The sequence below is a fragment of the Limnoglobus sp. genome, assembly GCF_059499385.1.
Genome location: NZ_JCABYM010000153.1, coordinates 14,849 through 35,398, shown reverse-complemented (window position 1 = coordinate 35,398; position 20,550 = coordinate 14,849). Strand labels below are relative to the sequence as shown.

Below are 20,550 nucleotides of genomic sequence, written 5' to 3'. Positions count from 1 at the left end.
CCATGCACGCCCCGCTCGCGCGCCGGTGGTTCCTTCAGCAGTGCGGCGTCGGCCTCGGGGCCGCCGCCCTCAGCTCCATCCTCGCCAACGACGGCTTCGCCGCGGACGACCCGCTCGCGCCGAAGGCTCCGCACTTCGCCCCGAAGGCGAAGCGGGTCATCTTCCTCTTCCAGGCCGGCGCGCCCAGCCACCTCGAACTGTTCGACCACAAGCCGGAACTCGCGAAGCAGGACGGCAAGCTGCCGCCGCCGAAGCTGCTCGACGGCTACCGGGCCGCGTTCATCAACCCGAACTCGAAGTGCCTCGGCCCGAAGTTCAAGTTCGCCAAGCACGGCCAATCCGGGGCCGAACTGTCGGAGCTGCTGCCGCACACGGCCAAGATCGCCGACGACATCGCGATCGTGAAGTCGATGGTCACGGACGCGTTCAACCACGCCCCGGCCCAGTGCATGATGAACACCGGCGCGATGCAGTTCGGCCGGCCGAGCTTCGGGTCGTGGTCGCTCTACGGCCTCGGCCAGGAGTCGAAGGACCTGCCGGGGTTCGTCGTCTTCTCGACCGGCAGCAAGGGGCCGAGCGGCGGCAACGCCTGCTGGGGGTCCGGGTTCCTGCCCACGGTTTACAACGGCGTCCAGTTCCGCGGCGGGGCGGAGCCGGTGCTGTTCCTCAACAGCCCGGCCGGGATCGACGCGGCCGCCCAGAAGGACGCGCTGGATTCCGTCAACAAGCTCAACCAGCTCCGGCTCGACGCCGTCGGCGACCCGGAGATCGCGACGCGGATCAACAGCTACGAGATGGCCTACCGGATGCAGCACGCCGCCCCGGCGGTCATGGACATCGCGAAGGAGGACAAGCAGACGCTCGCCCTCTACGGGGCCGAGCCCGGCAAGAACACCTACGCGAACGCCTGCCTGCTGGCGCGGCGGCTGGTCGAGAAGGGCGTCCGGTTCGTGCAGATCTACCACGAGGCGTGGGACCAGCACGGCAACCTCGTCAACGACCTGAAGAAGAACTGCAAGAACACCGACCAGGCGTCGGCCGCGCTCATCACGGACCTGAAGCAGCGGGGCCTGTTGGACGACACGCTGGTGATCTGGGGCGGCGAGTTCGGCCGGACGCCGATGGTGCAGGGCGGGTCGGACGGCCGGGACCACCACCCGAACGCGTTCACGTACTGGCTGGCCGGCGGCGGCATCAAGGGCGGCCAGACGATCGGCGCGACGGACGACCTGGGGTTCAACGCGGTCGAGGACAAGGTCCACGTCCACGACCTGCACGCGACGCTGTTGCACCTGTTGGGGTTCGACCACACGCGGCTGACGTTCAAGTTCCAGGGCCGCCCGTTCCGGCTGACGGACGTACACGGCAACGTGGTGAAGAAGCTGCTGGCGTAGAACGGCCGCCGCGTTTACGATGCGTTTAGGAGGGACCGACCGATGAGCAAACTGACGCTGGACGCCGAGACGCTCGCGAAATTGAACGGGTTGTCGAAGACGACGGAGATTTACAACGAACAAGGGCAGCTCGTCGCCGTGATGATGTCACCGCGCGCTTACCGAGCCATGCACGGCCCGTCGGCCTTCGGGCCGTTCACGGAAGAAGAACTCCGTGAAGCCGATCAGGCCACCGGACCCGGCCGACTGCTCGAAGACATCCTCGCCGACCTGCGAGCCGGACGATGAATTTTACTGTGTATTGGCGTGAACAGGCGGAATCCCAAATGCGACGGATCTGGCAGAAGAAGCCCCCCGACGCGGTGGCCGATGCCGTCGATGCGGTGAACCGGATTCTTCGCGACGCCGCCCACGAGCAAGGCGAGTCCCGCGACCGGGCGACGGTTCGCGTCTGGTTCCACCCGCCGTTGTGCCTGCACTTTCAAATCGACGAAATCGCGAAGGTCGTGTACGTGAACGCCGTGAAGTGGATCGGATGACCCACCCGCTGGCATCCCCGTCGTTCCGCGGGTAAACTCGGGCGGCTTCCCCGAGAGGACCGCCCATGCCCGATTCGACGCCCGGCACGCAAGCCGCCACCCCGGACCAGAACCGGCGGTCCGCGGAAATCTCGGCGCTGCCCCGGCCCGCGACGCCGGACGCCGGCGACCGGTACGAACTGCACGACCTGATCGCGAAGGGCGGCATGGGGGCCGTCTACCGGGCCTGGGACGCCGCCCTCAAGCGGGACGTGGCCGTGAAGGTGCTGCTCGACCACGCCCAGGACTTCGCCCCCGCCCGCCGCCGGTTCGAGTACGAGGCCACCGTCACGGCCCAGCTCCAGCACCCGAGCGTCCCGCCCGTCTACGACCTCGGCACGCTCGTCAACGGCAGCCCGTTCCTGGCGATGAAGCTCATCAAGGGGCAGACGCTCGACGCCCGGCTGCGGGCGCGGCCGGACGCCGGGCACGACCGCGGGCACCTCGTCGGCGTGTTCGAGGCGATCTGCCAGGCGGTCGGGTACGCGCACAGCCGCGGCGTCCTGCACCGCGACCTGAAGCCGGCGAACGTCATGGTCGGCCCGTTCGGCGAAGTGCAAGTCATGGACTGGGGCCTCGCGAAGTTCCGCGGGGACGCGACCGCGGCCGCCGGGGCGGCGGGCGGGTCGGACGCCAGCACGTTCGTGGACCCGCGGGCGGCGGACGACTCCCGGACCGGGGACGGGGCCGTCCTCGGGACGCCGGCGTACATGCCGCCGGAGCAGGCGGTCGGGGCCGTGGACCGGGTGACGGAACGCAGCGATGTGTTCGGCCTCGGGGCGATCCTCTGCCGCATCCTGACCGACCGGCCGCCGTTCGTCGGCGGGGACGCGGCCTCGGCCCACCGGCTCGCCGCCGCCGGGGAGGTGGCCGACGCCTTCGCCCGGCTCGACGCGTGCGGGGCGGAGCCGGAACTCGTCGCCCTCTGCAAGCGGTGCCTGGCCCCGGACCCGGCGGACCGGCCGGCGAACGGGGCGGCCGTCGCCGCGGAGGTGTCGGCGCTGCGGGCCGACGCCGAGCGGCGGGCGCGGCAGGCCGAGACGGACCGGGCGAAGGCCGAGGTCCGGGCCGCCGAACAGCGGCAGCGGCAACGGCTGTGGGCGTGGTCCGCGACGGCCGTGGTCGCCGTGCTCGCCGCCGGGACGGCCGTGTCCGTCTGGCAGATGCTCCGGGCGCAGACCGCGGAAGGGAAGATCGGCCAGGAGCTTCTCAACACGAAGGCGGCGAAGGACGAAGCCGACGAGAACGCGCGGAAGGAGAAGAAGGCGAAGGACCTCGCCGAGAAGAACGAACAGGAAGCGAAGAGCCAGGAGCTTTCGGCGCGGAAACAAACCCGGCACGCCCTCGACATTAACAACGACATGGTGTTCGCGGTTCAATCGAAGCTGGAAACCCAGCCCGGAACCCAGCGGCTCCGCAAGGAGTTGCTCGAGAAGGCCCGCGACGGGTTGGCGAAGATCATGGACGAGGCCCGGAAGCAGGGGTCCCCGGACAGCACCCTGGTCTGGTCCCACTTCCGCATGGGCGACGTGGAGCGGACACTCGGTAACACGGCCGCGGCGGAGAAGGAGTACCGGGCCGGGCACGCCCTCGCCGTCCGGCTGGCCGCTGCGGACCCGGCCGACCCGGTCGCCCAGCGGAACGTGTGCGTCAGCCTCCAACGGCTCGGCGAGGCGGCGGAACAACTCGGCCGCCTCGACGACGCCCTGGGGCACTTCACCGAGATGAACGCGCTCGCCCGCCGGCTGGCGGCCGCCGACCCGACGAACGCGGAAGCCCAGCGGGACCTGAGTTGGAGCCTGAACGGCCTCGGCGACGTGGCGATCCGGCGGGGGAAGACGAAGGACGCCCTCGACCACTACCAGGGGGCGCTGGCGATCGCCGAGCGGCTGGCGGCCGCCGACCCGACGAACGCCCAGGCCCAGCGCGATTTGCACATCAGCTACACGCGGGTCGGGGACGTGACCCTGGAACTGCGGGAGATGAAGGCCGCGCGGGACGTGTACCGGAAGGCGAAGGACATCGCCGGGCGGCTGGCCGCCGCCGACCCCGATAACGCCCAGGCCCGGCGCGACCTGACCGTCGGCCTGCACAAGCTCGGCTACCTGAACCGGGTGCTCGGCGACCGCGAGGCCGCCCTCGCCGTGTACGGGGAGATGAACGCGATCCAGAAGCGGCTGGCGGCCGCCGACCCGAACAACTTCCAGGCCCAGCGCGACCTGGCCATCAGCCACGACAACCTCGGCGACGTGACGCTGGACCTCGACCGGCCGACGGACGCGGTCGGGCACTACGAGGCGTCGCTGGCCGTCCGCCGCCGGCTCGCGGACGCCGACCCGAACAACGCCCAGGCCCGACGGGACCTCGGGCGGAGCTTCTCGAACCTCGGCGACGTGGCCGAGAAGCTCCGCCGCTGGCCGGACGCCGAGGGCCACTACCGGGAGTGGTCCCGGATCGTCGAGCGGCTGGCGGCGGCCGACCCGAACGACGCGCGGTCCCACCGCGACCTCGGGATGAGTTACAGCAAGATCGGCGGGACGCTGGAGCAGCGCGGCCAATTCCTCGAGGCCGCGGAGATGCACCGGAAGGCGTTGGCCGTCCACCGGCGGCGGGCGGAGGCCGACACAAAGGGTGCGGAGGCCCAGCGGGACCTGTTGGTGGCCTTCTTCGCGCTCGGGTACGTGGCCCAGCGGACGGAGGACTACGCCGCCGCGGTCGGGTGGTACGAGCAGGCGATCGACGTGGCGACCCGGTTCGAGAAGCCGGCGTTGTTCGCGAACGAAGTCGGGGTGGTGAAGGGTCGGCTGGGGGACTGCAAGGCGAACCTGCCGGCGAAGCGCCGCGAGACCGCCCCGCCGCCGCGGGCGTCGAGCCGCGACTGATGGACCCTCCCGCCGCGCGGTAATGACCACCTGGCGATCCTCGCCCTCACGCCGGGCGAGAGGCCGGCCGCGTTGGACTGGGCGCAGGCGTGCCGGGCGGGCCGTGGCCGACCCGCCGGTGGCGGCCACGCGGGTTCAATTCTTCGAGAAGCGGGTCCAACAGTTGGAGGCGGGCGGCGAAAAGAAATGATGTGTACGAATCTACATTATACCGGTCGCGTCAACCCAGGTGGCGTTTCCGCCACGGGGGGCCACCCGTGGCGGTGGCGGCGGTGGCGGTTTCACTCAGACCTCAATCAGGATGCGGATGCCGGCTTCCTTCGCCCGGTGGTACGCCCGGCGGCTGTGCAGCAGGCAGACGACTTGGTCCCGCACCTCCGTCACCCGCCGCTCCGCGTCCTGGTAGTCCTTCGACGCGGCCGGGCGGCCGGGGGCCGGCGGCGGCGGCGGCGGCAGCGACTCCAGCCGCTTCCGGGCCTTGTCGTACTCGCGGGTCAGGATCGCCAGCATGTCGTTCGTGCGAAGCCAGTTCTCCAACCGCACCGTCCGCCGGGACACCGGGTCGGTGACCTCGACGGCGTCCACGGACACGCCGAGGTTCGGGATGTCGAACGCCCCGACGAACACGCCGCACGCCAGGTCGTGGTCGAACCCGGCCGCCCGGACGACGCCGGACTCGGTGATCGGCGTGAGCTTCGGCGACGACTTCGCGGACAGGTTCGAGACGGTGGACTTCAGGCCGGGGTTGGACCCAGGCGTCTTCGTCGGCGGCGGGGTGGCGGCGGACGGCGGCGGTGGGGGTGGGGGCGCAGGCGGGTCCGACTTGCCGAAGAGCGGGCCGTTGGTCTTGTTCGACCGGTTCCAGAAGTTGTTCACGCGTTCACCGTCGGCCGCTTGCCAACGAGGGCGGTTCCTCACCCCAACCGTAGAACGGAATACGCGACCCGCCAACTCGGAATCGGTCGGTAGAATTGCGGGCGGGCCGGAAGGTTGAGGTTCGCCGCGATGACGAACACCCGCGCTACGCTGGAGGCTGCCCTGGTCGCGGACCCCGATAACGTGGCGTTACACTCCGCCTACGCCGACCTGCTGATCGAGGAGGGCGACCCGCGCGGGGAGTACGTCCGCCTGGAGCTGGCGTTGGAGGACGCCGGTTTGTCGGCGGACGAGCGGGCGGACCTGACGCGGCGGGCGGCGGACCTTCGCGGCCGGCACGAGCGGGACTGGCTCGGGAGCCTGTATCATTTGGTAGACCCGGCCGCCGACTCGATGACGACGCTCCGCCGCGCCGTCATCGGCGACCGGTCCCCGGTCCGGGTGACGTGGCGGCGGGGGTGGTTGGACGCCGTGACCTTCAACTACCCGGCCCCGCACTGCGTCGAAGAGGCGGCCGCGTGCCCAGCCGGCCGGCTCCTCCGGGCGATCCACGCGAACGGCGGGTGGGACGAACCGCCGGAGGCCGCGACCGTCGCGTTCGTCCGGGCCTTGGCCGGCCTGCCGTTCCGCGAGTTGACCTTCAACCACTACCTCGGGCTCGGGGACCGCATCCTGTCGCTGCTGGTCGAACTTTCCGTCCTCGACCGCCTGACCGGGCTGACGCTGCTTTACTGTAGCGTGACCGACGACGGGGCCGGCGTCCTGGCCCGCGCGCCGGCGACCCGCGGGCTTCGGACGTTGCACCTGCCGAAGAACAACTTGACGCCGGTGGGCACGACGCTCCTCGCCGCGGCCGGCCACCCGGACGTGGGGCCGCAGGCCTGGGACCTCGTGTCGTGGAGGCCCGACCGTGACGGAGCGTGACGCCCTGTACGCGGCCGTCCTCGCCGACCCGGACGCGGACGCGCCGCGGCTGGTGTACGCCGACTGGCTGGAGGAACACCCCCGCGGCGAGGCGGACGTGGCCCGCGCCGCGTTCATCCGCCTGGAGATCGAGGCCGAGGGGCTGCCGGCCGGGTCGGAGGCGCGGGCGCGGTTGGAGACGGCGGCGGCCCGGCTGTTCAACGCGTTCGGCGAGGCGTGGAACGCCGACGTGCCGACGTGGGACAAATGGTACGAGAGCCTGCTCATCTACCGCCGCGGATTCCCGTTCGAGTTACACGCGTCCGTGCGGACCGTCCACTACAGCGGCGGGGAGTTGTTCGGGCTGGCCCCGATCCAAAGTCTCGTCGTCTCGGCCCGCCCCGACCAACTCCCGCGGTATCAGGAGTTCATGGAGGCGATGCACGGCCGGCGGCCGGACCTGAGCGGCTTGCGGTCCCTGTGGCTGACGACCAACCTCGGCGGCAGCGGCGAGAGCACCCGGCTCGCGTTTCAAATCGTGGCCCGATACCCGTCTCTGCGGAACCTGGAGCGGCTGTCGCTCGCCGGGTGCGACCTGAACGTCGAGAGCATTTATCTGCTCGACCGGGCGTTGCGGGAGGCGGTGTTCCGCGACGGTCTCCGCGAACTCGACCTGTCGGACAACAACATCCAGGACCAAGGCGCGACGGCGCTGAGCGTCGCCCCGTCGCTGACGGCGGTGGGGCGGCTGGTGATGACCGGAAACCCGCTGTCGCCGCTCGGCCGGCGGATGCTCGCCAACCACTTCGGCGACCGCGTGGTGATGTGAACCCCGACTTCCGAAGTCCGGCTTCGACTTCGGAAGTCGATGGGGAAGAGGGGCGTGTGTCGACACGACGAACGCCCCCTGCGCGGTTCGACTTCCGAAGTCGAAGCCGGACTTCGGAAGTCGGGCCTTTTCCGTGTCAGGTTTCCCTATCATGACCCGTGTACATGTCTGGTCGGTTCGCTCTCCCTCATTTCAGGAGTCGGTCATGGTGAAGCGCTTCCTCGCGGCCGCCGTCGCGGTCGCCGTCGGGTTCGGCGTCGCGGTCGCCGCCGAGACGATCAAACTCGAACTCAAGGACTTCAAGGTCAAGGCCGTCAGCGAGGAGCTGGGCGGGCACGACGAGGGCGAGAGCCGCATCTTCCTCTACACGAACGGCACGGCCACGGCCGACGTGAAGGTCCCGGCGGACGGCGAGTACACGCTCAAGCTCGACATGGGCTGCACGGAGGCCGACAAGACGAAGGCGCAGGTGAAGGTCAAGGTCGGCGACGAGGTCGTGAAGGAGAAGTTCGACCTGACGGCCGAGGAGTCGAAGGAGTACACGTTCACCGTGAAGCTCAAGAAGGGCGACACGAAGCTGGTCGTCGAGTTCCTCAACGACAAGTACAAGGAGAACGAGTACGACCTGAACCTGTTCATCTACAAGGCGGCGCTGGAGAAGAAGTAATTGCCGGGCGAAGCCCACACACGATCGTGTGTGGGCTTTCCGCTTGCCCCTCGTACACGTCTCGGTTACGCTCATCCCATCTGCCGGTCGTCACTTTTTGCCCTCGGAATGATTCCCATGCTCCGCCTCCTCGGCCGCGGCACGACCGCGTGCGACGGCCTCACCCGCCGCGACCTGCTGCGGGCCGGCTCCCTCGCCATGCTCACCGGGCTGACTGCCCGCGCTGAAACGCGCGCCCGGCGGGCGAAGGCCGTCATCCTCATCGACCTGTACGGCGGGCCGAGCCACATCGACACGTTCGACCCGAAGCCGGACGCGCCGGCCGAAATCCGCGGCGAGTTCGGCACGATCCCGACCGCCCTGCCGGGGATTCGCACGACCGAACACGTCCCGCAGTTGGCGAAGCGGCTGAACCGGACGACGCTCATCCGCACCGTGTCGCACCGGTACAACAGCCACAACCCGTATGGGGTGATGACCGGGTTCGACGGCGGCGACGACCGGACGGACTACTACTCGAAGCCGACGAACCACCCGAGCATGCCGTCGGTGGCGCAATACTTCGGCATCGGGACGGGCCGCGAGTTGCCGGGATACGTGATGCTCCCGGCACTGCCGGGCTACAGCCAGGGGTTGCGGCGGGCCGGCCCCTACGGCGGCTACCTCGGGCCGAAGTACGACCCGATGTTCAGCCTGTGCGAGCCGAAGTGGCCGCGGGTCGTGACGGACTCGCTCACGGACTTCTACGACCACACGCTGGTGGCGATGGGCGAGCCGACGCTGCCGAAGATCGACGGCGGCGTGACGCTCGACGCGCTCAACAGTCGTCGCACGCTGGTGGAACAGCTCGACGCCGCCGAGCGGCGGCTCGACGCGAGCACCGGGCGGGTCGCGGACAAGCGGCGGGCGGCGTTCGACATGCTACTGTCGCCGAAGGCGAAATCGGCGTTCGACCTGTCGCGGGAGGACCCCCGCACCCGCGACCGGTACGGCCGCGACCTGTTCGGCAACTGCGTGCTGCTCGCCCGCCGGCTGGTCGAGGCCGGCGTGACGTTCGTGACCGTCCACACGGAGGCGAAGGGCAGCGGCCACTGGGACACGCACAACAACAACTTCAACCTGCTCAAGCACGTCCTGCTACCGTTCCTGGACCGGGCCGTGCCGGCGCTGCTGGACGACCTGACGGCCCGCGGGCTGTTCGACGACGTGCTGGTGATGGTCCACGGGGACATGGGCCGCACGCCGAAGGTGAACAAGCAGGCCGGCCGCGACCACTGGCCGCAGTGCGGGTTCTGCCTCTTGTTCGGCGGCGGGGTAAAGCAGGGGTACGTCCACGGCACGAGCGACAAGGCGGCGGCGTACCCGCTGGAGCACCCGGTGTCGGCCGGCGACATCGCGGCGACGTTCTACCACCTGATCGGCGTGGACCCGGAGGCGACCGTCCCGGACCACACGACGCGGCCGATCCCGATCAGCCACGGCGGGGGCGTGGTGAACGCGGTGCTGGTATAATCCCGGTCAGGAGGACGCGCGATGCCGATCCACGACTGGACCCGCGTGACGGACGGGACGTTCCACGCCTTCCACACGAGTTGGGTGGCCTCGATCCAGGAGCGGCTCAACGAGCTACTGCCGCCCCCGTACTACGCTCAGGCGGAACAAATCGCGGGGCCGCTCGGCCCGGACGTACTCACGCTTCAGGAAGTTGACTTCCCGTCGGGGGGATCGAACGGGCACGCCAAGCCTCGCGACCTTCCGACCGAGGGCGGCGTGGCTATCGCGGAGGCCGCCCCACGCGTGAAGTTGGTCGATGAAGGGGAAATGAACGATTACGTCCTCAAGCGGCGCACGGTCGTGATCCGGCACACGTCCGGGGATCGAATGGTCGCATTGCTCGAGATCGTCTCGCCCGGAAACAAGGCGGCCCGGCACGCGTTCGAGACGTTCGTCGAGAAGGCCGTCGAAGCCCTCTTCCGCGGCTACCACCTGCTCATCATCGACCTGTTCCCGCCGTCGCCCCGCGACCCGGAAGGCATTCACTCCGCCATCTGGCACGAGTTCAACGACACCGCGTTCGCGCTGCCGAAGGATTTGCCGCTGACGCTCGCCGCGTACTCGGCAGGGCAACGGAAGCGGGCGTACGTCGAGCCGACGGCGGTGGGCCGCGAGTTGATCGAGATGCCGCTGTTCCTGACGGAAGACCGGTACGTCAACGTACCCTTGGAGGAAACCTATCGGGCGGCGTACCGTGGCGTGCCCCGCCGGTGGAAGGCCGTGCTGGAGACGGACGGCACGCCCTGAGTTTAGATCCCCGAGGACGACCCATGACGCCGCTGACGCCGGAACAAGAGGCCCGCGAGCTGATCGAGCGGGCGAAGAAGCTGCCCGTCGAGTGGCAGGAGATGATCGCGGGCGAGCTGATGCACGACCGCACGGGCGACCCGGAACTAAAGGCCGAACTGACCCGCCGCTGGGAGCGGTTGCGGTCCGGGCAAGAAGGGACGAAGAGCATTGAGGAAGTGATCGCCGGCCTCCGCCGGCAAAACGAGGCACGGCGGGCATGAGGGTCCGCGTCTCGGACAGTGCCGAACTCGATGCCCAGGCCGTCGAACGACGGCTGGAATCCGAGCATCCGGGGTACGGCACGCAGTTCACCGACCTGTTCGAGCAAGCCCTCCGGGCGGTCGAGGCGAGCCCGCAGATGTACGGGCGGACGGAAGACGGCCCGGACGACGTGGAGACGCGCGAGTTCTATATCCAACGGTTTGAGTATCGGGTCATCTACGGTTTCGTGTCGGACGACTTGGCCGAGGTGATCGCCGTGGTCCACGCCCGCCAACGGCCCGGCGCGTGGGTCCGGCGGATACCGAGGTGGAATTAAACGACACCGGCCCGCCCCCTCGCGGGAACGGGCCGACGCGCGAGTCAATTCCTCCGGCTTACTCCTTCGGCATCAGCACCGTGTCGATCACGTGGATGACGCCGTTCTTGCACTTGATGTCCGTCTTCGTCACCGTCGCGTTGCCGATCATCACCTTGTCGCCCTCGACCTTGATCGGGAACTTCGTGCCCTGGAGCGTTTCCGCCTCCTTGCCGTTCAGCTTCACCACGTCGGCCGCCATGACGCTCCCCTTGACGACGTGCGCCGTCAGGATGGCCGTCAGCTTCTGCTTGTCCTTCAGCACGGCCGCGATCGTGTCCTTGCCGAGCTTGTCGAACGCCGCGTTCGTCGGGGCGAACACGGTGAACGGGCCGTCCCCCTTCAGCGTGTCCACCAACTCCGCCGCCTTCACCGCCTCGACCAGGGTGCTGAAGTCCTTGTTCGCGATCGCCGTCTCGACGATCGTCAATTCCTTCTTGTCCTCGGCCCCGGCGTAGAACCCGACCGCGACGAGCGCGGCCACCGCCAACGTGAACAGCTTCTTCATGACGCTTCTCGGTGTCTGAGGTGATGTGCCGGGAAGCCAATTCCCCCGGCACGACCCAATTCCTAGGCGCGCGGCGGGAGGGCGGGTCAAGAAGGTGAGAGATTTTTCCGAAGTTCTTCAAGTCACCCGCCGATGGCGTGCATCGTCCGGGGCGGCTTCACGAACGCCGCCGAGTTGATCTGGTGGCCTTCCCACTTCGCGGCCACGTTGCCACGGATGGCGGCCGCGAGGAGCGCGTCCGTGCCCTCTTGCCGCAACAGCGGCTTCACGTCCACCTCGTCGAGCGCGAACAGGCAGTTGCGGAGCTTTCCGTCGGCGGTCAGGCGGACGCGGTTACAACTTCGGCAGAACGGCCGGGACACGGACGCGATGATCCCGACCCGGCCGCGGCCGTCGGTGTAGTCGAACTCCATCGCCGGGGCGCGGGGGTCGTAGTCCGGCGACGGCACGACCGGCGACACTTCTCGCTCCAACAGGTCGAGCAGTTCGTGCGCGAGGACGCACTTCTCGCGCTCCCACGCCTCCGCGCCGATCGGCATGTACTCGATGAACCGCAGCTCGAACCCGTTCTCGCGGCAGAACCGCGCGAGCGGGGCCGCGTCGTGTTCGATGAACCCGCGGATCGCCACGGCGTTCACCTTGATCGAGAAGCCGAGCGCTTTCGCCGCGAGCAACCCTTCGACGACTTTCTCGACGCCGTCGCGCCGGGCGAGTTCGCGGAACCGGCCGGGGTCGAGCGTGTCGAGCGAGACGTTCAGCCGCGTCAGCCCCGCGTCGCGCAGGGCAGGGGCCTGGTCCCTGAGCAGCAGGCCGTTGGTGGTGAGACCGACATCGACGATGCCGGGGATCGGGACGAGTTGGCGGACGAGCTTGTGCAGGTCCTTCCGCATGAGCGGCTCGCCGCCGGTGAGCCGGAGCTTGGTCACGCCGAGCGGGGCGGCGACGTGGACGAACCGGGCGATCTCCTCGAACGTGAGCAGCTCGCCGCGGTCGAGGAACGTCACGTCCTCCGGCATGCAGTACGTGCAGCGGAGGTTGCACCGGTCCGTGACGGAGACGCGGAGGTTATTATGGACGCGGCCGAAGGAGTCGATCAGCGCGGGAGGCATCGGGGTAGTGTAGGAGAACCCGACTTCCGAAGTCCGGCTTCGACTTCGGAAGTCGAACAGGGCCAGCGCCGATCCGGGTTGAGGACCGCCCCCGCGCGGGATCGACTTCCGAAGTCGAAGCCGGACTTCGGAAGTCGGGGTTAAAACGTCTCCAACACCCCGTCCGCGACGCTCACCGTGTCCGCGTCGTCGTGGTCGGTCAGCGCCGCGAAGTTCGCCGCCATCCGGCGGTTCGCCAGCTTCAGGAAGTACCGCCCGGCCCCAACGTCGGCGTAAACGTCCTTGCTCGGATTGGCGATCAGGTGGTCCAGCCGGGCCAGCACGCACGCGGACACGTACAGGTCGATGGCGATGTCCGCGATCCGCTCGTGGATGAGCTGCGCCTGCACGAACTTCGTCTCGTCCTTCAGCCGCAGGAAGACGTGCGGCAGCTCCAGCCCGAACTTCTTCACCAACCGGGCGAACGCCGTCGCCTCGGCGTCGAGCTTCGGCGACTTCACCGGCACGGTCGGCGTACTCGCCCACGGGATGACGAGTTGCGTGCCGACGCCGAGGGCCGCGCCGATCTTGCGGAGGCTCCACCGGCCGCCGAGCATGTCGTCGCGGAGCGACTTCAGGTACTCGCCCGGCCCGCGGCAGCCGACGACGGCGATGAACGCCTTCAGCACGTCGTTCGCCCCCTCGCCGATGAGGTTGATCCGCGCGTCCCGCATCCAGCGCTCGTACGGCTGGTCGCTGAAGTACGCCTTTCCGCCGAACACCTGGATGCAGTCGTTCACGATCGTCCACAGGTGCTCGGTCGCGAACACCTTGAGGATCGCCGTTTCCAGCATGTAGTCCTCGCGGCCGCTGTCGATGCACGCGGCGCACTGGGCCGTCGCCGCCTCCATCGCGAACGTGTGGGCGGCCGCGAACGCGATCTTCTTCTTCACCAACTCGAACTCGGCGAGCGTCTGCTGGAACTGCTTGCGGGCCTTCGCGTGCTTCGTCATCGCCTCGACGCACGCCTTCGCGTGGCCGGTGCAGCTCGCGCCGAACGTCGTGCGGCCGAAGTCCAGCACCGTGAGCGCGACCTTCAGCCCCTTGCCGAGCGGCCCGAGGACGTTCGCCTTCGGGACGCGCATGTTCGTGAACCGCAGCTTGCCGGTGGCCGTGCCGCGGATGCCGCACTTCTCGGCCCGCGTCTCCAGCACCTCGAAGCCGGGCAGGTCCGGCGTCACCAGGAACGCCGTCACCTTCGACTTGCCGTCCTTGTCCGGCGTGCGGGCCATCACGGTGAGAACGTCCGCGATGCCGCCGTTGGTGATGTAGTGCTTCGTGCCGTTCAGGACGAAGTCGTCGCCGTCCGGCGTCGCGGTCGTCTGCACGTTCCCGGCGTCCGATCCGGCCTCCGGTTCCGTCAGCGCGAACGCGGCGATCTTCTTGGCCGCGACGAGGTCCGGCAACCAACGGTCCTGTTGCTCCTTCGTGCCGAACAGCAACAGGGCGCGGATGCCGATACTGTGGTGCGCGTTCACGAACACGGCCGTGCTGGCGCAGTGCCCGCCGATGATTTCCATGACCTTCAGGTACTGCTGCTGGTTGAACCCGAGGCCGCCGACGGCCGGCGGGGCCGTCATCCCGAGCACACCCAAGTCGGCGAGACCGCGGATCACGGAATCGGGGATCATCGCCTCGCGGTCGATCTTCATGTGGTCGATGTGGTCGCGGGCGTACTGCCGGACCTTCGCGGCGGCCTCGTCGGCCGGCTGCTGCTGCGCCGGCGGGAGGGTGGGGTACGGGAAGAGGAGGTCGCCGCGGACCTTGCCGAAGAACAGGGCCTTCGCGAACCCGAGCTGCTCGACCTCGCCGAGGAGTTCTTCGACCTGCTTTTTCTGCTCCGCGACCTGTGCCGCCGTGAGGGCCATGCGAGGAACCTCCGCGAGAGAGTGGATAGTCCATTGTAGGCGATGCCACCGGTGGAATGCGGTTGAACCGCGGGCCGGGGGCGGCGAGAATGGGGGGATGGAAAAGAAATATCACGAGCGCGAACACGCGGTTTTCAAGGCCGCGCTGCCGGGCCTTTTGACTGACCCCGCGAACCGCGGCAAGTTCGCCCTGCTGCACGACGGGCAGATCGTCGGCCTGTACCCGAACCTCGACACCGCCCGCGAGGCCGGCGAGGAGAAGTTCGAGCTGGCCCCCTTCCTGGTGATGGAAGTGAACGACCAGATCAAGCCGTTGTACTTCTCCCGGCCGATCGCATGCCGCTCTTAACCGGCCCGCTGGCGAACGGCGGCGCGGTCATCGACGTATTCGTCGCGGTGGGCGAATCGCGGGCCGCGTTGCTCCGCAAGCACGGGTTCCCCGTTCCGCCGCCGGTCCCCGTGCGTGCCCTCGTGGATACCGGGTCCCACCTGACCGGTTTCGCGGTGCAGGTGTTCCGCTCGCTCGACATCCAGCCGTATTGGGCGACGGCGATTCTGACACCGTCCACCCAACCCGCCAGCCCGCACCCGTGCGACATCTACATCGCTTCGTTGTCGTTCCTCGTTGGGGGAATCGCACATCCCATTTTTGAAGGCAACGTCCTCGCGACGGACGGCTTTCGCCCGGACGAGGACGTGCAGGGCCTCATCGGCTTGGACATCTTGGCTGCCTGCCAGTTCAATCTCGTTGGCCCGTTGAAGGCGTTCACCCTCGCGTTTTGACCTCCCGGCCGCCGGCGGCCTAAAATGCCCTCGCATTCTCCCCTTGAGACGCCGCCGTGAGCAGACAGCCGATGCACCCGTCCCTCCAAGACCTCGCCCGGATGCGGGCGGCCGAGTTCCAGCCGGTGGACGTGGAGCGGATCAAGGCCGCGGTGCGGGAAATCCTCCTCGCCGTCGGCGAGGACCCGGACCGCGAGGGGCTGCTCGAAACCCCGGACCGCGTGGCCCGGATGTACGCGGAAATCTTCAGCGGCCTCCACGCCGACCCGGCCGTCCACCTCAAGAAGCTGTTCACGCAGAAGCACGACGAGATGGTGATCGTCAAGGACATCGAGTTCGCGTCGTGCTGCGAGCACCACCTGCTGCCGTTCACCGGGAAGGCGCACATCGGCTACCTGCCGGCCGGGAAGGTCGTCGGCCTCAGCAAGCTGGCCCGCGTCGTGGACGTGATCGCGAAGCGGCCGCAGGTGCAGGAGCGGATGACGGAAGCCATCGCGGACCTCATCATGGACGAGGTGCAGCCCCGCGGCGTCGGCGTGATCGTCGAGGCGAGCCACTCGTGCATGACGATCCGCGGCGTGCGGAAGCCCGGCGCGATGACGATGACGAGCGCCGTCCGCGGGCTGGTGAAGACGAACCCGATGACGCGGAACGAGCTGATGAGCCTCGTCTACAACAACCGCTGACCGCCGGGCATATAACGCCCCTTGTGACGTTGACCTCGCAACAACTCGCCGGCGAGCTCCGGGGCGTCGTTCGCGGCAAGCTGATCGTCGATCCGCTGGCCCGGGGGCTGTACGCCACGGACGCCAGCCCGTTCCACGTCCTGCCCGCCGCCGTCGTGGTCCCCGTGGACGACGCCGACGTGCGGGCCGTCATGAAGTTCGCGTTCGACCGCGGCGTGCCGGTCGTCCCCCGCGGGGCCGGGACCGGGCTGGCCGGCGAGGCCCTCGGCGCGGGCGTCGTCCTCGACCTCAGCACGCACTTCCGCCGCGTCTCGGACATTACTGACACCGCGGTGTCAGTGGAACCCGGCGTGACGCTCGGCGAGCTGAACGCGGAACTGGCGAAGCACGGCCGCCGGTTTGCGCCGGACCCGGCGAGCGGCGCGAGCTGCACGCTCGGCGGCATGATCGCGACGAACGCGAGCGGCGGCACGGCGTTCCGCCACGGGTACACGCGGGACCACGTCCGGGCCGTCACCGCCGTGGCCGACGACGGCGGCGAACTCGGAACTCGGAACTCGGAACTCGGAACGCTGTTGGACGAACACCGCGAGCTGATCGCGGCCCAACGGCCCCGGACGCCGTTCGACCGCTGCGGCTACCTTCTCCATGACTTGCTGACGCCAACCGGCGTCGATGTCGCGAAGCTGCTCGTCGGCTCCGAGGGCACGCTCGGCGTCGTCACGCGGGCCACCCTCCGCACGATCCCGCTCGCCGGGGGCGTCGCGCAGTTCCTCGTCGGGTTCGCCACGCTCGACGCCGCCCTCCGGGCCGGGCCGGACCTCCGCCGCGCCCCCGGCATGGCCGGGGGCGACGTGCTCGACCAACGGCTGCTGTCGCTGGCGAAGGCGTCGCCCGTGCCGCCGACCGTCGGGGCCGTGCTCATCGGGAAGGTCGAAGCGGACACCGAGCGCGACGCGCTCGACCTGGCGGCGAAGACGGTTGAGATCGTCCGCGGGTCGCACCAGTGCGTCGTCCTCCAGGAGCCGACGTGCGACCCGGCGGAGGTCCGACGGCTGATCGTGTTCCGCGATTCGGCCGTGTCCGGGCTGTACGCCATCGGCCGCGGGCGGCGGCCGGAGGCGTTCGTCGAGGACATCGCCGTCCCCGCCGAGCACGTCCCGGAGTTCGTCGCGAAGGTGCAAGAGATCCTCCGCACCGACGAGATCAACGCCTCGTTCCTCGTCCACTTGCTCACTGGTCAGATTCACACGCGGCCGCTGCTCGACCTGTTGCTCCCGGCCGACCGCGAGAAGATGTGGCCGCTGGCGGACAAGGTCCACACGCTCGCCATCGACCTCGGCGGCACGATCAGCACGCAGCATGGCGTCGGCCTGGCCCGCACGCCGTGGGTGGAGAAGCAGTGCGGCCCGCTGATGCCGGTGTTCCGCGAACTCAAGCGCATCTTCGACCCGAAGAACATCCTAAACCCCGGCAAGATTCTAGGCCCGGACCCCAGCCGCCCGGCGTGGCCGATGGCCCCAGATCGGGGTTCGGGGTTCGGGGTTCGGGGTTCGTCGGACGAAGCCACCCCCGTGCCCGCTTCCCTCAACGGGTCGAAGACGCACCGGCCGTTGGAGCCCACGGAGGCCGCTCTTCAGGTGTCACTCAACGGCACGCCGCCGTCCGATTCTGCGAAACCCGAAACCCGAAACCCGAAACCCGACTCCCCCCAATCGCTCCTCGTGTGGAAAGAAACGAGTCCCACCGCCGAGGCCGCCCGGTGCAACGGCTGCGGCGACTGCCGGCCGCGGACCGGGCCGGGACGAATGTGCCCGATCTTCCGCGCCACCGGCGACGAGGCGGCCACCCCCCGCGGCATGGCGAACGCCGTGAAGTTGCTCGACGACCCGGCGAAGCTGTCGAGCGACGAGGTGGAAGAGGTCTCGCGGCATTGCGTCAACTGCAAGATGTGCCGGGACGAGTGCCGGGCGAAGGTGGACGTGCCGAAGCTGATGCTGGAGGCGAAGGCCGCCCATTTCGAGGAGCACGGGTTCAACCGCCACGAGTGGCTCGTCGCGCGGGCCGAGTCGCTCGCCCGGCTCGCGGGGCAGTTCTCCTGGACGATGAACACGTTGCTCGCGATGCGGTGGAGCCGGTGGCTGCTGGAGAAGTTCTTCGGCCTGTCGCGGAAGCGGAAGGTGCCGCGGTTCACGCACCGGACGTTCCTCCGCCGGGCGTGGTGGGCCGGGCTGACCCGCCGCGGCACGGTGCGGGCCGGGGCGAGGAAGGTCGCGTACTTCGTGGACGTGTTCGCGAACTACTGCGACCCCGGCATCGGCGAGGCGGCCGTGGCCGTGTTGAAGCACCACGGGTTCGAGGTCCACGTCCCGTCCCGGCAGCGGGGCAGCGGGATGACGCCGTTGAGCTTCGGCGACGCCGACCGGGCGCGGGACGTTGCCGCGTACAACGTCCGGGAACTGGCCGAGTTGGTCCGCGACGGGTACACGATCGTCTGCTCCGAGCCGACGGCCGCCCTCGCGCTGACGCAGGACTACCTGTCGCTACTCGACGACGCGGACGCGGCGCTAGTGGCGAAGAACACGGTCGAGCTGATGTCGTTGCTCGGCGAGTTGTACGACCGCGGCGAGCTGAAGCCGACGACGCGGGAGCTGCCCGTCGGCCTGGGGCATCATGTGCCCTGTCACGTGAAGGCGCTCGGCAAGCCGGCCGCGGCTCCGGCCTTGCTCGCACTCATCGGCGGGGCGACGGTCGAGACGGTGGACCGCGGCTGTTCCGGCATGGCCGGGACGTGGGGCCTGTCCGCCCGCAACCGCGACACGTCCCTGGCCGCCGGGGCCGAGATGCTCGCCGCTCTCGACCGGCCGCGGATCATCTACGGCTCGACCGAGTGCTCGGCGTGTCGGATGCAAATGGAAGACGCGGCCGGCAAGCGAACGCTGCACCCGGTCCAGTGGCTCGCGATGGCTTACGGGCTGATGGAGTTCGACCTGTCATGACCGTTCGCGTCCTGCTCTTCGCCCGTGCGAAGGACCTCGCCGGCCGCGATTCGGTCGCCGTCGAGTTGCCGTCGCACGCCACCGTCGCCGACCTTCGTTTCCATCTCGCCGCTCAAATCCCGGCCCTCGCGCCGCTACTCGCGGCGTCGGCCGTCGCGGTGAACCAGGCGTTTGCCGAGGATTCCGACACGGTTCGCGAGAACGACGAAATTGCGGTCATCCCGCCGGTCAGCGGCGGGTAGAATCGTCCCCATGACCCGGCTCACGCCCGACCCCATCGACTACCACGCGCTGACCGCCGCCGTGATCCGCCCCGGTTGCGGCGGCGTGGTCCTGTTCCTCGGCACCGTCCGCGACCTCACCGCCGACGTGCGCACCGTCTTCCTCGACTACGAGGCGTACCCGCCGATGGCCGAGAAGAAGATGGCCGAAATCGAGGCCGAAACGCGGGCGAAGTGGCCGGTCGGCGACGTGATGATCGTCCACCGCCTCGGCCGCCTTCACGTCGGCGACGTGAGCGTGGCCGTCGCGGTGAGCTGCCCGCACCGGGCGCAGGCGTTCGACGCGTGCCGGTTCGTGATTGACCGGGTGAAAGAATTGGTTCCAATCTGGAAGAAGGAAAACGCGCCCGACGGCAACACGGCCTGGGTGCACCCGCAACCAGGGGTCAGGAATCAGGAGTCAGGTGTCAGTTAGCACCCTCTTGTCCTGATCCCTGACCCCTGACCCCTGACTCCTGACCCCTGGTGACCGATGGCCGTCGTCCCGTCCAACCTGCCGAAGGTGTACCTCGCCCGCCACGGCGAGACCGAGTGGACCAAGACCGGGCAGCACACCGGCCGCACCGACATCCCGCTGACGCCCGACGGCGAGGAGGACGCCAAGCTCATCGGCCTGCGGGTCGCGCACCTCACGTTCAGCCACGTCTTCACCAGCCCGCTGCAGCGGGCGAAGCGGACGAGCGAACTCGCCGGGTTCGCGGCCTTCGTGGACCCGGACCTGATGGAGTGGGACTACGGCAGCTACGAGGGGAAGAAGACCGCCGACATCCGCAAGGACAACCCCGGCTGGCAGCTCGCCAAGCACGGCGCGCCGAACGGCGAGACGATCCAGCAAGTCGCGGCGCGGGCGGACCGCGTCATCGCGAAGATCAAGGCGCTGACCGGCAACGTCCTCGTGTTCGCGCACGGCCACTACCTGCGGGTGTTCGCGGCCCGGTGGGTCGGGGCCGACCCGGCGTTCGCCCAGCACCTGTTGCTCGGCACGTCGTCGATCAGCGTCTTGTACTTCGACCACGGGAAGCTCGACGAGCCGGCGATCATGCTCTGGAACGACGACCGCCACCTGAGCGGCGAGGGGTGCGTCCTGCCGGCGAAGAAGTGACACCACATCGCCAACATCGCCAACCCGTGTCGCAGGGGAGTTGGCGATGTGCCCTTGACGCGGTCGGTATAATGGAAATTTGTTCATTTCTGCGTGCGTGGGGCAGCCGTGGTAGGATTCGGCGTG

At 69.0% G+C, this 20,550-nt stretch carries 22 protein-coding genes; 18 read left to right on the top strand and 4 right to left on the bottom strand.

Annotation, left to right across the window (positions count from 1 at the left end):
• Window positions 1–2 precede the first annotated feature (2 nt).
• The 4 genes from AC5JJ2_RS26390 to AC5JJ2_RS26375 all read left to right on the top strand — a co-directional run bounded on the left by AC5JJ2_RS26390 (window position 3) and on the right by AC5JJ2_RS26375 (window position 4,854).
• The gene (locus AC5JJ2_RS26390) at window positions 3–1,394 is read left to right on the top strand and encodes a DUF1501 domain-containing protein (RefSeq protein WP_495861045.1); all 1,392 of its coding nucleotides are present in this window, start codon (window positions 3–5) and stop codon (window positions 1,392–1,394) included.
• 42 nt (window positions 1,395–1,436) lie between these two features.
• Window positions 1,437–1,682 (top strand): hypothetical protein, encoded by a 246-nt coding sequence (locus AC5JJ2_RS26385; RefSeq protein ID WP_495861044.1) that lies wholly within the window; start codon window positions 1,437–1,439, stop codon window positions 1,680–1,682.
• A 38-nt stretch (window positions 1,683–1,720) separates the two neighbouring features.
• Window positions 1,721–1,933 carry a hypothetical protein gene (locus AC5JJ2_RS26380; RefSeq protein WP_495861043.1) on the top strand — a complete coding sequence of 71 codons (213 nt, stop codon included), beginning with the start codon at window positions 1,721–1,723 and terminating at the stop codon, window positions 1,931–1,933.
• A gap of 65 nt (window positions 1,934–1,998) precedes the next feature.
• Complete coding sequence (locus AC5JJ2_RS26375) at window positions 1,999–4,854, top strand: protein kinase domain-containing protein (protein WP_495861042.1); 2,856 nt, start codon at window positions 1,999–2,001, stop codon at window positions 4,852–4,854.
• Window positions 4,855–5,139: 285 nt separating this feature from the next.
• On the opposite strand, the gene AC5JJ2_RS26370 is transcribed toward AC5JJ2_RS26375, so the two are convergent.
• Complete coding sequence (locus tag AC5JJ2_RS26370; RefSeq protein ID WP_495861041.1) at window positions 5,140–5,730, bottom strand: hypothetical protein; 591 nt, start codon at window positions 5,728–5,730, stop codon at window positions 5,140–5,142.
• A 129-nt stretch (window positions 5,731–5,859) separates the two neighbouring features.
• Between AC5JJ2_RS26370 and AC5JJ2_RS26365 the strand changes: the two genes are divergently transcribed.
• The 7 genes from AC5JJ2_RS26365 (at window position 5,860) to AC5JJ2_RS26335 (ending at window position 11,010) form a co-directional block, all read left to right on the top strand.
• Window positions 5,860–6,654 (top strand): TIGR02996 domain-containing protein, encoded by a 795-nt coding sequence (locus AC5JJ2_RS26365; protein WP_495861040.1) that lies wholly within the window; start codon window positions 5,860–5,862, stop codon window positions 6,652–6,654.
• Window positions 6,641–7,462: a TIGR02996 domain-containing protein gene (locus tag AC5JJ2_RS26360; RefSeq protein ID WP_495861039.1), complete on the top strand. Its 822-nt coding sequence runs from the start codon at window positions 6,641–6,643 to the stop codon at window positions 7,460–7,462. The genes AC5JJ2_RS26365 and AC5JJ2_RS26360 overlap by 14 nt, the downstream gene beginning before the upstream one ends.
• A gap of 205 nt (window positions 7,463–7,667) precedes the next feature.
• Window positions 7,668–8,129, top strand: a complete 462-nt coding sequence (locus AC5JJ2_RS26355; RefSeq protein WP_495861038.1) for a carbohydrate-binding domain-containing protein — start codon at window positions 7,668–7,670, stop codon at window positions 8,127–8,129.
• Between the two features lie 117 nt (window positions 8,130–8,246).
• A complete protein-coding gene (locus AC5JJ2_RS26350; RefSeq protein WP_495861037.1) occupies window positions 8,247–9,641 on the top strand; it encodes a DUF1501 domain-containing protein in 1,395 nt (464 codons plus the stop codon).
• 21 nt (window positions 9,642–9,662) lie between these two features.
• Entirely contained in the window at window positions 9,663–10,430 is a 768-nt protein-coding gene (locus AC5JJ2_RS26345; protein ID WP_495861036.1) for a DUF4058 family protein, read from the top strand.
• A 23-nt stretch (window positions 10,431–10,453) separates the two neighbouring features.
• Complete coding sequence (locus AC5JJ2_RS26340) at window positions 10,454–10,693, top strand: hypothetical protein (protein WP_495861035.1); 240 nt, start codon at window positions 10,454–10,456, stop codon at window positions 10,691–10,693.
• Window positions 10,690–11,010 carry a type II toxin-antitoxin system RelE/ParE family toxin gene (locus tag AC5JJ2_RS26335; protein ID WP_495861034.1) on the top strand — a complete coding sequence of 107 codons (321 nt, stop codon included), beginning with the start codon at window positions 10,690–10,692 and terminating at the stop codon, window positions 11,008–11,010. Before AC5JJ2_RS26340 ends, AC5JJ2_RS26335 begins: the two co-directional genes overlap by 4 nt.
• 58 nt (window positions 11,011–11,068) lie before the next feature.
• Here the strand turns inward: AC5JJ2_RS26335 and AC5JJ2_RS26330 are convergent, their stop codons facing one another.
• The 3 genes from AC5JJ2_RS26330 to AC5JJ2_RS26320 form a co-directional block, all read right to left on the bottom strand.
• Window positions 11,069–11,557 (bottom strand): fasciclin domain-containing protein, encoded by a 489-nt coding sequence (locus tag AC5JJ2_RS26330; protein ID WP_495861033.1) that lies wholly within the window; start codon window positions 11,555–11,557, stop codon window positions 11,069–11,071.
• A 122-nt stretch (window positions 11,558–11,679) separates the two neighbouring features.
• Window positions 11,680–12,666 carry a GTP 3',8-cyclase MoaA gene (gene moaA, locus AC5JJ2_RS26325; protein WP_495861032.1) on the bottom strand — a complete coding sequence of 329 codons (987 nt, stop codon included), beginning with the start codon at window positions 12,664–12,666 and terminating at the stop codon, window positions 11,680–11,682.
• Between the two features lie 140 nt (window positions 12,667–12,806).
• Complete coding sequence (locus AC5JJ2_RS26320) at window positions 12,807–14,573, bottom strand: acyl-CoA dehydrogenase family protein (protein WP_495861031.1); 1,767 nt, start codon at window positions 14,571–14,573, stop codon at window positions 12,807–12,809.
• A gap of 97 nt (window positions 14,574–14,670) precedes the next feature.
• Here AC5JJ2_RS26320 and AC5JJ2_RS26315 point away from each other — a divergent pair, with 97 nt between their 5' ends.
• From AC5JJ2_RS26315 to AC5JJ2_RS26285, 7 genes are all read left to right on the top strand, one after another.
• Entirely contained in the window at window positions 14,671–14,922 is a 252-nt protein-coding gene (locus AC5JJ2_RS26315; RefSeq protein WP_495861030.1) for a hypothetical protein, read from the top strand.
• A complete protein-coding gene (locus tag AC5JJ2_RS26310; RefSeq protein ID WP_495861029.1) occupies window positions 14,910–15,356 on the top strand; it encodes a hypothetical protein in 447 nt (148 codons plus the stop codon). The genes AC5JJ2_RS26315 and AC5JJ2_RS26310 overlap by 13 nt, the downstream gene beginning before the upstream one ends.
• 71 nt (window positions 15,357–15,427) lie before the next feature.
• On the top strand, window positions 15,428–16,042 hold the full coding sequence (gene folE / locus AC5JJ2_RS26305; protein WP_495861028.1) for a GTP cyclohydrolase I FolE: 615 nt from the start codon (window positions 15,428–15,430) through the stop codon (window positions 16,040–16,042).
• Between the two features lie 23 nt (window positions 16,043–16,065).
• Window positions 16,066–19,041 carry an FAD-linked oxidase C-terminal domain-containing protein gene (locus AC5JJ2_RS26300; protein ID WP_495861027.1) on the top strand — a complete coding sequence of 992 codons (2,976 nt, stop codon included), beginning with the start codon at window positions 16,066–16,068 and terminating at the stop codon, window positions 19,039–19,041.
• Window positions 19,038–19,283 (top strand): molybdopterin converting factor subunit 1, encoded by a 246-nt coding sequence (gene moaD / locus AC5JJ2_RS26295; protein WP_495861026.1) that lies wholly within the window; start codon window positions 19,038–19,040, stop codon window positions 19,281–19,283. The genes AC5JJ2_RS26300 and moaD overlap by 4 nt, the downstream gene beginning before the upstream one ends.
• Window positions 19,284–19,293: 10 nt before the next feature.
• On the top strand, window positions 19,294–19,737 hold the full coding sequence (locus tag AC5JJ2_RS26290; protein ID WP_495861025.1) for a molybdenum cofactor biosynthesis protein MoaE: 444 nt from the start codon (window positions 19,294–19,296) through the stop codon (window positions 19,735–19,737).
• 57 nt (window positions 19,738–19,794) lie between these two features.
• Entirely contained in the window at window positions 19,795–20,424 is a 630-nt protein-coding gene (locus tag AC5JJ2_RS26285; protein ID WP_495861024.1) for a histidine phosphatase family protein, read from the top strand.
• Window positions 20,425–20,550: the final 126 nt, after the last annotated feature.

Bases quoted from the DNA above. Each gene is read 5' to 3' on its own strand.
- AC5JJ2_RS26365 (WP_495861040.1), top strand. From the start codon at position 5,860: ATGACGAACACCCGCGCTACGCTGGAGGCTGCCCTGGTCGCGGACCCC.
- AC5JJ2_RS26315 (WP_495861030.1), top strand. From the start codon at position 14,671: ATGGAAAAGAAATATCACGAGCGCGAACACGCGGTTTTCAAGGCCGCG.
- folE (WP_495861028.1), top strand. From the start codon at position 15,428: ATGCACCCGTCCCTCCAAGACCTCGCCCGGATGCGGGCGGCCGAGTTC.
- moaA (WP_495861032.1), bottom strand. From the start codon at position 12,666: ATGCCTCCCGCGCTGATCGACTCCTTCGGCCGCGTCCATAATAACCTC.
- AC5JJ2_RS26290 (WP_495861025.1), top strand. From the start codon at position 19,294: ATGACCCGGCTCACGCCCGACCCCATCGACTACCACGCGCTGACCGCC.
- AC5JJ2_RS26355 (WP_495861038.1), top strand. From the start codon at position 7,668: ATGGTGAAGCGCTTCCTCGCGGCCGCCGTCGCGGTCGCCGTCGGGTTC.
- AC5JJ2_RS26330 (WP_495861033.1), bottom strand. From the start codon at position 11,557: ATGAAGAAGCTGTTCACGTTGGCGGTGGCCGCGCTCGTCGCGGTCGGG.
- AC5JJ2_RS26320 (WP_495861031.1), bottom strand. From the start codon at position 14,573: ATGGCCCTCACGGCGGCACAGGTCGCGGAGCAGAAAAAGCAGGTCGAA.
- AC5JJ2_RS26285 (WP_495861024.1), top strand. From the start codon at position 19,795: ATGGCCGTCGTCCCGTCCAACCTGCCGAAGGTGTACCTCGCCCGCCAC.
- AC5JJ2_RS26340 (WP_495861035.1), top strand. From the start codon at position 10,454: ATGACGCCGCTGACGCCGGAACAAGAGGCCCGCGAGCTGATCGAGCGG.
- AC5JJ2_RS26335 (WP_495861034.1), top strand. From the start codon at position 10,690: ATGAGGGTCCGCGTCTCGGACAGTGCCGAACTCGATGCCCAGGCCGTC.
- AC5JJ2_RS26390 (WP_495861045.1), top strand. From the start codon at position 3: ATGCACGCCCCGCTCGCGCGCCGGTGGTTCCTTCAGCAGTGCGGCGTC.
- moaD (WP_495861026.1), top strand. From the start codon at position 19,038: ATGACCGTTCGCGTCCTGCTCTTCGCCCGTGCGAAGGACCTCGCCGGC.
- AC5JJ2_RS26375 (WP_495861042.1), top strand. From the start codon at position 1,999: ATGCCCGATTCGACGCCCGGCACGCAAGCCGCCACCCCGGACCAGAAC.
- AC5JJ2_RS26345 (WP_495861036.1), top strand. From the start codon at position 9,663: ATGCCGATCCACGACTGGACCCGCGTGACGGACGGGACGTTCCACGCC.
- AC5JJ2_RS26380 (WP_495861043.1), top strand. From the start codon at position 1,721: ATGCGACGGATCTGGCAGAAGAAGCCCCCCGACGCGGTGGCCGATGCC.
- AC5JJ2_RS26385 (WP_495861044.1), top strand. From the start codon at position 1,437: ATGAGCAAACTGACGCTGGACGCCGAGACGCTCGCGAAATTGAACGGG.
- AC5JJ2_RS26310 (WP_495861029.1), top strand. From the start codon at position 14,910: ATGCCGCTCTTAACCGGCCCGCTGGCGAACGGCGGCGCGGTCATCGAC.
- AC5JJ2_RS26350 (WP_495861037.1), top strand. From the start codon at position 8,247: ATGCTCCGCCTCCTCGGCCGCGGCACGACCGCGTGCGACGGCCTCACC.